General features: G+C 70.1%; 10 protein-coding genes and 1 tRNA gene. 6 read left to right on the plus strand and 5 right to left on the minus strand.

The features are described 5' to 3' along the window. Positions 1–150: 150 nt before the first annotated feature. The 4 genes from G6045_RS21680 to G6045_RS21695 all read left to right on the plus strand — a co-directional run bounded on the left by G6045_RS21680 (position 151) and on the right by G6045_RS21695 (position 4265). A complete protein-coding gene (locus G6045_RS21680; RefSeq protein WP_165333713.1) occupies positions 151–1200 on the plus strand; it encodes an SGNH/GDSL hydrolase family protein in 1050 nt (349 codons plus the stop codon). Between the two features lie 18 nt (positions 1201–1218). Beyond that, positions 1219–1641 carry an SgcJ/EcaC family oxidoreductase gene (locus G6045_RS21685; RefSeq protein ID WP_165333702.1) on the plus strand — a complete coding sequence of 141 codons (423 nt, stop codon included), beginning with the start codon at positions 1219–1221 and terminating at the stop codon, positions 1639–1641. A gap of 245 nt (positions 1642–1886) precedes the next feature. Continuing rightward, on the plus strand, positions 1887–3107 hold the full coding sequence (locus G6045_RS21690; RefSeq protein WP_165333703.1) for an acetyl-CoA C-acetyltransferase: 1221 nt from the start codon (positions 1887–1889) through the stop codon (positions 3105–3107). Between the two features lie 315 nt (positions 3108–3422). Beyond that, the gene (locus tag G6045_RS21695) at positions 3423–4265 is read left to right on the plus strand and encodes a hypothetical protein (RefSeq protein WP_165333714.1); all 843 of its coding nucleotides are present in this window, start codon (positions 3423–3425) and stop codon (positions 4263–4265) included. Positions 4266–4380: 115 nt separating this feature from the next. On the opposite strand, the gene G6045_RS21700 is transcribed toward G6045_RS21695, so the two are convergent. After that, positions 4381–4692, minus strand: a complete 312-nt coding sequence (locus G6045_RS21700) for a hypothetical protein (RefSeq protein ID WP_165333704.1) — start codon at positions 4690–4692, stop codon at positions 4381–4383. A gap of 116 nt (positions 4693–4808) precedes the next feature. Between G6045_RS21700 and G6045_RS21705 the strand changes: the two genes are divergently transcribed. After that, a complete protein-coding gene (locus G6045_RS21705; RefSeq protein WP_165333705.1) occupies positions 4809–5039 on the plus strand; it encodes a DUF4287 domain-containing protein in 231 nt (76 codons plus the stop codon). 95 nt (positions 5040–5134) lie between these two features. Here G6045_RS21705 and G6045_RS21710 read toward each other — a convergent pair whose 3' ends face one another. Then, the gene (locus tag G6045_RS21710) at positions 5135–6031 is read right to left on the minus strand and encodes a Bax inhibitor-1/YccA family protein (protein ID WP_165333706.1); all 897 of its coding nucleotides are present in this window, start codon (positions 6029–6031) and stop codon (positions 5135–5137) included. A 206-nt stretch (positions 6032–6237) separates the two neighbouring features. On the opposite strand from G6045_RS21710, the gene G6045_RS42405 reads away from it, so the two are divergent. Further along, positions 6238–6312, plus strand: coding sequence for a 50S ribosomal protein bL37 (locus G6045_RS42405; protein WP_374194360.1), 75 nt, complete (start codon positions 6238–6240; stop codon positions 6310–6312). 73 nt (positions 6313–6385) lie between these two features. Here G6045_RS42405 and G6045_RS21715 read toward each other — a convergent pair whose 3' ends face one another. The 3 genes from G6045_RS21715 to G6045_RS21725 all read right to left on the minus strand — a co-directional run bounded on the left by G6045_RS21715 (position 6386) and on the right by G6045_RS21725 (position 8539). Continuing rightward, a complete protein-coding gene (locus G6045_RS21715) occupies positions 6386–7048 on the minus strand; it encodes a GOLPH3/VPS74 family protein (RefSeq protein WP_165333707.1) in 663 nt (220 codons plus the stop codon). 105 nt (positions 7049–7153) lie between these two features. Then, positions 7154–8383: an NADH:flavin oxidoreductase gene (locus G6045_RS21720; RefSeq protein WP_165333708.1), complete on the minus strand. Its 1230-nt coding sequence runs from the start codon at positions 8381–8383 to the stop codon at positions 7154–7156. A gap of 73 nt (positions 8384–8456) precedes the next feature. Beyond that, positions 8457–8539: transfer RNA gene (locus G6045_RS21725), tRNA-Leu, on the minus strand. Positions 8540–8769: the final 230 nt, after the last annotated feature.

Here is an 8769-nt window from a genome sequence, read left to right on the forward strand (position 1 = left end):
TGCCTGGGACGGCCGTCAGCTTAAGGGTGCGTCAAGCACGGGGAGGGACACTCTCCTCGACCGAGATTGGACAACCTGGCCGACGGGGCAAGCAGTTCTTGTACGGCGGTGTGCGGCGGTGTGCGACGCCGGCGTGTGAAAAGGAGGTGGCTGCGGTCCATGTCGAGGGCGAGGGTGGCACGGCGTATCGCCGCGGGTGCGGCATTCGGCGGCGGAGGTATCGGGCTCGTGGGCGCGGCCGCGGTGGGCGTGGTGCTCGCGGAGGTCCAGCTGGCGAAGCGTTCGGTGGGCAACGGGGTCGCGCCGATCCCGCCGCGCGCCAACGGTGTGTACGGGCGTTCGTACGAGGACGGCTCGCGCCCGCTGCGCCTGACGATGCTGGGTGATTCCACGGCGGCGGGCCAGGGGGTGCGCCGTGCCCGGCACACCCCGGGGGCGCTGCTCGCGCAGGGGCTCGCGGCGGTGGCGGAGCGGCCGGTCGAGCTGGTCAATGTGGCGCTGCCGGGCGCCCAGTCCGACGACCTCGACCGCCAGGTGACGCTGGTGCTCGCCAACAGCGATCCGGCCCCCGACGTCTGCGTGATCATGATCGGCGCGAACGACGTCACGCACCGTATGCCCCCGACCAGCTCCGTCCGCTATCTCGCCGCGGCCGTACGGCGCCTGCGGACGGCGGGCGCCGAGGTGGTGGTCGGCACATGCCCCGACCTGGGCTCGGTGGAGCAGGTGTACCAGCCGCTGCGGTGGCTGGCCCGCCGGGTCTCCCGCCAGCTCGCGGCCGCCCAGACGATCGGCACCGTCGAACAGGGCGGCCGCACCGTGTCCCTGGGCGATCTGCTCGGCCCGGAGTTCTCGGCGAATCCGCGCGAGATGTTCTCGCTCGACAACTACCACCCGTCCGCGGAGGGCTATGCGACCGCGGCGATGGCGGTGCTGCCCACGGTCTGCGCCTCGCTCGGCCTGTGGCCGGCGGAGGAGGAGCGCCCGGACGTCACGCGCAACGAGGGCTTCCTGCCGGTCGCGCGCGCCGCGGCCGAGGCGGCTTCGGAGGGCGGTACGGAGGTCACCGCGGCGATGCCGACCGGGCCCCGGGGTCCGTGGGCCCTGCTCAAGCGGCGGCGTCGTCAGCGGATCGAGGAGCCGGAGCCGACGCCCGCGGAAAGTTCGTACACCAACTCGCTTGACCTCAAGCTTGATTGAGGTACGAAGCTGCTCCGCATGAACACGAAGACAGCGAACACGAACACGAACACGCAGGCCGACCTCGAGGCGATCGAAGAAGTCATCGCCACGATCGAGCACTCGCAGGTCAACGAGCTTCCGGAGGAGTTCCTGAGCCTGTTCCGCGCCGACGCCATCTGGACCACGGCGCACGGCAAGGTCCTGTGGGGCCTGGACGAGATCGCGGAGTTCACGCACAAGGCGCTGCCGGGCGCGATGGCGAACGGCTCGGTCCGCTACGAGCTGGTGGACGTCCTCTTCATCCGCCCCGACGTCGCCGCGGCGAAGGCCCGCGGCCAGTACCTGACGCTCGACGGCGAGCCCACGGGCAACCCGACGTCCCCGCTGTACGTGATGACCAAGGAGGACGGCCGCTGGCTGCTCACGGCCAACCAGAACACCGAGCAGTTCCCGGGGTGACGTGGACCACGGGCCCGGAGGCGGTTTTGCGTGGGCGGGACCCATACCGCAAAGCCGCCTCCTGAGCGTACGCTTAGGAACGCACGACTAAGCGCACGCTCAGAAAGAGGCAGGCGTCACAGCCCGTACCCGGTGACCTTGACCGTACGTACGGGTAACTTCCCCCTCGGCCAAGCCCGAAGCGGGAGTCAGAAGCACGAGCCGCCCCGACGCCCGCCGCCGCCCCCCGAGAACCGGAGCCCGTGATGCCCGAAGCCGTGATCGTCTCCACTGCCCGCTCCCCCATCGGCCGCGCCGGCAAGGGCTCCTTGAAGGACCTGCGCCCGGACGACCTGACCGCCACGATCATCCAGGCCGCCCTGGCCAAGGTGCCCGAGCTCGACCCCAAGGACATCGACGACCTGATGCTCGGCTGCGGTCTGCCGGGCGGCGAGCAGGGCCACAACCTGGGCCGGATCGTGGCCGTGCAGATGGGCATGGACCACCTGCCGGGCTGCACCGTCACCCGCTACTGCTCCAGCTCGCTCCAGACGACCCGGATGGCGCTGCACGCGATCAAGGCCGGCGAGGGCGACGTCTTCATCTCGGCCGGTGTCGAGACGGTCTCCCGTTTCGGCAAGGGCTCCTCCGACGGCCTGCCGGACACGCACAACCCGGTCTTCGCCGAGGCCGAGGCCCGTACCGTCGCCGTGTCCCAGTCGAGCGGCGCGAGCTGGCACGACCCGCGTGAGGACGGCCTGCTGCCCGACGCGTACATCGGCATGGGCCAGACCGCCGAGAACCTCGCCCGCATCAAGGGCGTGACGCGTCAGGACATGGACGAGTTCGGCGTCCGCTCGCAGAACCTCGCCGAGGAAGCCATCAAGAACGGCTTCTGGGAGCGCGAGATCACCCCGGTCACCACCCCCGACGGCACGGTCGTCAGCAAGGACGACGGCCCGCGCGCCGGCGTCACGCTCGAGGGCGTCTCGGGCCTCAAGCCCGTCTTCCGCCCCGACGGCATGATCACCGCGGGCAACTGCTGCCCGCTGAACGACGGCGCCGCCGCCGTGGTCGTCATGAGCGACACCAAGGCCCGCGAGCTGGGCCTGACCCCGCTCGCCCGCATCGTCTCCACCGGCGTGACCGGCCTGTCCCCCGAGATCATGGGCCTCGGCCCGGTCGAGGCCTCGAAGCAGGCCCTCAAGCGCGCGGGTCTGACCATCGGCGACATCGACCTGGTCGAGATCAACGAGGCCTTCGCGGCGCAGGTCATCCCCTCGTACCGCGATCTGGGCATCGACATCGACAGGCTGAACGTCAACGGCGGCGCCATCGCCGTCGGCCACCCCTTCGGCATGACGGGCGCCCGGATCACCGGCACGCTGATCAACAGCCTTCAGTTCCACGACAAGCAGTTCGGTCTGGAGACCATGTGCGTCGGCGGCGGCCAGGGCATGGCGATGGTCATCGAGCGCCTCAGCTAGTCATCGAGCACCGCGGCCGGTCACCGGGCGGTCACGATGAGTCCCTGACCTGCTACGACCGAGCCCGGGCCGTGACTCAATCTCCCCCAGGATGTGACCAATGTCCTGGGGGAGCGGCATATCTGCAGGTCAGAGCCTTACACCCGTATGGGTGAGGTCGAAGGACCCGTCCGATTCGTGACCTTCTCCACTGACAAGCTTTAAGGCTGCACGACAAGCTGATGTAGGAAGTCGGGGGTCGACTTTGAAACCAGGAGTACGTCAGTGAGTGTCACCTTGAGTGTCCTGCTGCTCGCCATCGCCGCTGCCACGGCGATGGTCGGCGCCGCGGCGCTGCACAGTGTGCGGGGCCTGAACAAGCAGATAACGGCACTGCGGTCCGAGCTGGCCGCAGACCGCGCCGCGTCCGGTCAGGCCCGGGTGCCCGGGGCCCGCTCCTCGGTGGAGCACCCCTCCGCCCCCGATGTCGCCGCGATTCGCAGCGCTGTCGCCGAGGCCCTGGCCGAGGAGCGCGAGCGTGAGCTGGCCGAGGCCCGTGCGTTCTGGGCCGCCCAGGAGGCGCGGGACGCCGCCGACGCCCCGTCGCTGCTCGGCACGCTGCCGCCGAACCTGGCGGAGGAGCTGTTCCTGCCGCGCCAGGCGGACTTCGCCGGCCTCGAGCAGTCGGACTTCGCGGGTCTGGAGCGCGAGCTCGGCTTCGAGCTCGAGCTGGCCGAGACCGCCGAGGAGCCGGCCACGGCCGACGAGTACCCGGGCGACTCCCCGGAGCTCGCCGCGGCCCGCCGCCGCCACCCCTCGCACCCGGACTTCGTCCCGGTGCAGTCGGTCGGCCCCGCCAAGGAGAGCGCCGCCCTGGGCGGCGACCACGAGCACACGGCGGCCCGTCTCGCGGCGCTCGCCGACGCCCGTACCGCGCTGTGCGACGTCCGTCCGGGTCCGCTCGGCACGCTCGACGTCTACGTCTTCACCGACGGCACCACGCTCTGTATGACCCCCGGTCACCGCGAGACGGCCGAGCGTCTGGCCGCCGCCCTGCAGGGCGGCGACACCCCGGTGCTGCTCGGCGGCTCCGGAGTCTCCGGCGCCTACTCGCTGACGTTCGCGTGCGGCGACGAGAACGTGTACATCCTGGCGGACCGCGTCATAGCTTCTGCGTGAGGTCACTACTCCTGTGTGACGCCCTCGCTGCTGCGTGATCCGAGCTCGACCCCCTATACGGCAAGTGCGCCGGGGCGCCCCCACAAGGGCACCCCGGCGCACTGCTGTTCACCGCTCACACACCGGCGCGTTTCTGCGCCTCCTCGACCAGCGCGACCGCTTCCGTCAGCTCCTCATGATTTTTCAGTACGAGAGCCAAGTCCCGCCCCGCGACGGTGACTTGATCCGCAACGGCGAACATCCCCGCGTCGGGCATCGCGCGCGGCTCCCCCTCGACGCCCTCGATGATCTGGGCACGCCGTGCCAACTCGCTGGCCAGAGCGAGCGCTTCGGTCGCCGCGCCTCTCTGCAGCCGGCTCTGCGGCGCGGCCCGCAGATGGTCGGCGAAGCGGTCCACGGCAGCGTTCAGAGGCGTCGTATCAAGCACGGAGCGACCCTATGTGCCTCCTACGGGGCATTGCCAACACGGAAACGCTCAGGCACGGTGGCGTGAAGAGGACTGCCGACCCCACACGCCCGATACGCCAGCGTCCGGAGGCGCCGATGTCCCTTGTCTTCTCCGAGGAGACCCATCGCAATCTGCTCGCCCGCATCCCCCACTGCACCGGCCGTGAAGTGTCCGACTGGCTGCGCGCCGTTGACGACGGCCCCGCGTTTCTTCGCTTCGACGAGAAGGTCAGCTGGCTCCGCCATGAGTACGACCTCGCGTATGGCCACGCCAAAGCGATCATCCACGAGCACGACATGAGGAGGGCCGCGCGCAGGCTGCGTTGAGAGAGACCGACGAGACTGACGCCTGCATACGTGAAGGGGCTCCCGGTGCGAACCGGGAGCCCCTTCACATGGTTACCGCCTTACGGGTCCTGCGGTCAGTCGTTGCCCTGCAGGATCGAGATCAGCCGCAGCATCTCCAGGTAGATCCACACCAGCGTCATGGTGAGGCCGAAGGCCGCCATCCACGACTCCTCGCGCGGAGCGCCGTAGGCGATGCCGTCCTCGACCTGCTTGAAGTCCAGGGCGAGGAAGAAGGCGCCGAGCAGGATGCCGACGATGCCGAAGACGATGCCGAGGCCGCCGCTGCGGAAGCCGAGGCCGTCACCGCCCGCGAACACCATGAACAGCAGGTTCACCGCGGTGAGCACCAGGAACGCGGTGGCCGCGATGATCAGGTAGCGGGTGAACCGCGCGGTCACCCGGACGATGCGCGTCTTGTAGAGCACGAGCATCGTCACGAACACGGCCATGGTGCCGAGGACGGCCTGCATGGCGGCGCCGGGGGCGACGAACGTGTCGACGTAGTTGCTGATCGCGCCGAGGAAGAGACCCTCGAGCGCGGCGTAGGTCAGGATCAGCGCGGGGATCGGCTTGCGCTTGAACGACTGCACCAGGGCCAGGACCATCGCCACGAGACCGGCGCCGATGGCGAGGCCGAGGTTCAGGTTGGTGACCCAGGCGACGGTGGCGCCGGCGATGACCAGGCCGAGCGTGATGCCCGTACGGGACACCACGTCGTCCATCGTCATGCGGTTGCCGGTGGTGACCGGTGCCTGCGGGGCGCCGTGCTGGAGGTCCTGCTGCGCGTACGGGTTCTGCGCGTAGGGATTCGTAGGCGCGGCGGTCGGCTGACCGTACGGGTTACCACCCGCGTACGGGCTGCCCTGCGTGCCTACGGCGGGGCCCCCGGCCTGCGGCCCGGCGTTGAAGCCCGCTTGGCCGTTGTCGCGGCTGAACCCCCGTCGCGAGAAGACCGGGTTGCTGCTCCTCATTTCACTCCTCCGTGGCCACCCTGCGTGGCCTTAGGTCAAGAGTAATGCGTTAGCAAAAGATGCACCCTAGTGCTCAGGGAGGATCTTTCCCATCCCCTTGAACGAGCAGGCCGCGCGCTCTGTTCCTCGCGCCCCTGAGCTCGCGCGAACCTAGACTCGGCAGGGCATGGGCAATCCGCCCCAACCCCCACAAAAAGGGAGGCCCCATGTCCGCACGAGGCAACAAGCGCCGGGCCCGCAAGAAGAAGAAGGCCAACCACGGCAAGCGCCCGAATACCTGAGCCGCGCTTCACCCACTGGAAGGACCGCGCCCCTCTCGGGACGCGGTCCTTCGGCTGTGCCGGCCGACGCCCCCTAGCTGACGGCAGTCGCCACGGTGGCGGCCGTCACCGCCGCCATCACCGCCTGCATGTCACGGATGGCGGCCCGCACGCTCTCCCCCGCCCACTGCCCGTCCGCCACCTTCTCCATCCGGGGCGCGACCTCCTTGCGGCGCCGGCCGGGGAAGGCCGACCCGTGCAGACCGGCGCCGTGGATCAGGGCGACGAGGCCGGCCGTGCGCGCGTCCGGCTCGGCGCCGTCGAGTACGACGGCGCCCAGCCGCTCCCGCAGCTCGGCCTCGACCGTCGCGTCCGCCTCGGGATAGCGGCGTACGGGAAAGATCCCCAGCGCCTTGCGCTTCTCCTCCACGACCACGCCTCGCGCGCACAGCCGCTCGACGGTCGGGGCGATGACCTTGCCGTGCTCCTTCATGAGCCAGTCGTTCACGCGCCGCTTGCCGCGGTCCCCGATCCAGGCCCTGATCTGCTCGAGGCGCCCGTCGAGGAGCGGCTCCCCGGTCGGCGCCGCGTCCACGACGGTGAGCTGCTTCCCGCTCACCGAGACCCGCCCGGCGAGCACAAGCTCGAGCAGGATCCCGCCCGCGACCGCCCAGGCGGCGGCCTGCTTCTGCTGGGCGGACCCGGACTCGTCGTCCAAGGACAGCAGCATGATCTCTTCGGCCAGCGTGATGGTCATCCCCGTACCCCTTTGTGCGTGTGCATCCGTGTGCGTGCGCGCCGTGTCCGACGCCGGTCACTCCGGATCCTGATGCCCGCACCGTACGAAGTTCAAGAGACCGCTTCACGTGGCGCGGGGATCAGCGGGCAGTGGGTGCCGGTGTGGCGCGGGGATCAGCGGGCAGTGGGTGCCGGTGTAGATGGTGGGCATGCAGCGGTTGCAGTGGGTGCAGAGCGAGCGGGTCGCGGAGTCGGCGCGGATGCGGTGGATCAGGCCGGGCTCGCGCAGCAGCGCCCGCGCCATCGCCACGAACTCGAAGCCCTCCGCCATCGCCCTGTCCATGCCCGCGCGGTCGGTGACGCCGCCGAGCAGGACCAGGGGCAGGGTCAGTTCGCGACGGAACCGGCGTGCGTGCTCCAGGAGAAACAGGGGTTCGTACGGGTAGGCGCGCAGGAACGACCGGCCCGCAAGCCGGATGCCGAGGCGCTGCGGCTGCGGGAACCGGGCGGCGAACTCCTTGACCGGTGCGCCGCCGCGGAAGAGGTACATGGGGTTGAGCAGGGAGCTGCCCGCGGTGAGTGTCAGGGCGTCCACCGAGCCCGCTTCCTGCAGCCACGCGGCGACCTGCAGGCTGTCCTCCACACTCAGCCCGCCACGTACCCCGTCGGTCATGTTCAGCTTCGCCGTGACCGCGATCCGGTCCTTCACCTTCCGCCGCACCGCCGCGGCGATGGCCAGGGAGAACCTCGCACGGTTGCGCAACGAGCCGCCGTAGTCGTCCGTCCGCTTGTTGAGGCGGGGGCTGAGGAAGGCGCTGGCCAGATAGTTGTGCCCGAGGTGGATCTCCACCGCGTCGAACCCGGCCTCCGCGGCCTGCCAGGCCGCATCGGCATGCGCCCGCGCGACGCGCTCCAGGTCCTCCGCGGTGGCGGCCCGGTTCCGCCGCAGACTCACCGGGCTGAACTCCCCCATCGGCGACAGCGCCCGCACCCCGTTGGACCGCGCGTCGGCCACGGGCCCGGCGTGCCCCAGCTGCAAGGCGACCGCGGCCCCGGCACCGTGCACGGCCTCGGTGAGCCGCCGCAGCCCGGGCATGACCCCGGGCCGCATCCACAACTGCCCACGCTGGGTGCGCCCTTCGGGCGCCACCGCGCAGTAGGCCACGGTGCTCATCCCCACACCACCGGCCGCCGGCCCCAGGTGATAGTCGATCAGCCCATCGGTGACCAGTCCCTGCGGCACCACCCCTTCGAAGGTGGCCGCCTTGATGATCCGGTTCCGCAGCCGCAGCGGACCCAGCCGGGCGGGGGCGAAGATATCGGGGGCGGCGCTCGCTTCCGGGGCATCCGTCATGGGGGCCAGCATCCCAGAGACCTGACAACCCGTCAGCTGATACGGGAACCCCTCCGCGCCGCAACAGAAAAGGTGCCCGGAACCGGACTTGAACCGGTACGCCCCCGAGGGGCAGCGAGGTTTAAGCTCGCCGTGTCTGCATTCCACCATCCGGGCAGGCCGCGGGATCGCCTGAAGCGGAGTCCGAGCCTATCCGGACACATCCCCCGAACAGCGCAACGACAGACCGATGTTGTCTTATTTTATTGACGCCTGACGGTGCGTCAGATGTGACGGATGGTCGAGTCTGCATGGTGTGTGCGGTACGCGCTCACCCCACAGGGTCACCCGGGACCGCACAGGATTGACGGAAACCCGCCCCTTGCCCAAGCGGACCTCTTCCCTCC

Source organism: Streptomyces mesophilus (assembly GCF_011044995.1).
GTDB classification, from domain to species: domain Bacteria; phylum Actinomycetota; class Actinomycetes; order Streptomycetales; family Streptomycetaceae; genus Streptomyces; species Streptomyces mesophilus.